The sequence below is a fragment of the Synechococcus sp. R8-2 genome, assembly GCF_047461715.1.
Lineage (GTDB): Bacteria > Cyanobacteriota > Cyanobacteriia > Thermostichales > Thermostichaceae > Thermostichus.
The window spans coordinates 1-1,208 of the sequence record NZ_JANSHQ010000246.1 but is presented as its reverse complement, the minus strand read 5'-3'; the positions used below and the strand labels follow the sequence as shown (position 1 = coordinate 1,208).

Annotated in this window: 1 protein-coding gene; it reads left to right on the top strand. The window is 60.8% G+C overall.

Annotation, left to right across the window (positions count from 1 at the left end; genetic code table 11):
- Nucleotides 1–35: 35 nt before the first annotated feature.
- Nucleotides 36–893, top strand: a complete 858-nt coding sequence (gene nadC, locus NW819_RS06560; RefSeq protein WP_011434043.1) for a carboxylating nicotinate-nucleotide diphosphorylase — start codon at nt 36–38, stop codon at nt 891–893.
- Nucleotides 894–1,208 lie beyond the last annotated feature (315 nt).

The following is a 1,208-nucleotide window of genomic DNA, read 5'->3' as shown; positions in this document are numbered from 1 at the left end:
GGCTTCCCGGCGGTCTAGCTAAAACCAAACCGAAAATGGAAGAAGTTTACTTACCAGAGGAGACCCTTTGCGCTTGGCTGTGGGAAGACCTGGGGCACGGCGACCTCACCACAGAGCTGACCCTACCCCCAGGACTGGAGGGTGAGGCGGTAATCCTGGCCAAGGAGACAGGGATCCTGGCCGGCCTGGAGATTGCCAAGCGGGTTTTTCGGCTGGCGGATCCCCAGGTGGAGTTCATCCCTGGAGTGGAGGAAGGGGCCAGGGTGGCTGTCCGTCAAGAGGTGGCCCACCTCAAGGGATCCCTGAAGGGCATTCTGGCGGGGGAGAGGCTGGCGCTCAATCTTCTCCAAAGGCTGTCCGGCATTGCCACCCTCACCCGCACCTATGTAGAGGCTCTCCGGGGAACCTCAACCCAGCTTCTGGACACCCGCAAGACCACTCCCGGCCTGCGCGCCCTGGAGAAGTATGCTGTACGGGTAGGGGGCGGCAAAAACCACCGCTTTGGGCTGTTCGACGGCATTTTGATCAAGGAAAACCACATCATTGCCACGCAACGCTGTTGCGACCGCGGCGCGGGAGGCGTTTTGGCAGCCGTCAAGCGGGCCAAGGAAGGTGCTCCCCACCACCTCAAGGTGGAGGTGGAGGTGCGGGATCTCCAGGAACTGGAAGAGGCTTTGGCAGCAGGAGCCGATCTCATCCTTCTGGACAACTTCACCCTGGAAGAAACCCAGGCCGCCGTCCAACGGGTGGGAGGGAGAGTTCCCCTGGAGGCCAGCGGCAACATGACCCCAGAACGGGCCAGGCAAGTGGCCGAGGCAGGCGTGAATTACGTCAGCGTCGGGGCGCTCACCCACTCGGCCAAGGCTTTGGATCTCTCTTTGCTGGTGGTGTGACCCTGAGCCAATTCCTCGCTGGACACTGCTTTATTGCTACGCAACGCTGTTGCGACTGATGCTACTTTGAGAAGACAACCTAAGCCCAGCTCCAGCTCAACCGGGCGCCGCGAAAGGCTTCGCCGGGCGTCTGGGTTGGGGGTTGCTTCTCTTGCCGGCTCAGATACCCCCCAAAGCAGAGTCGACCAACTCCAGGAGATGGGCTTTCCGTTATTGCTGCGCGCTGCTCCTGCAAACGCATTAGCGGGACAAAGTCCTCAGATCGTGTCCAGCCTCCAGAGGAACAAAACCGTTATTGCTACGCAACGCTGTCGC

What these genes read in the sequence shown, in the direction of transcription:
- nadC (WP_011434043.1), top strand. Translation starts at nt 36, where the DNA reads ATGGAAGAAGTTTACTTACCAGAGGAGACCCTTTGCGCTTGGCTGTGG.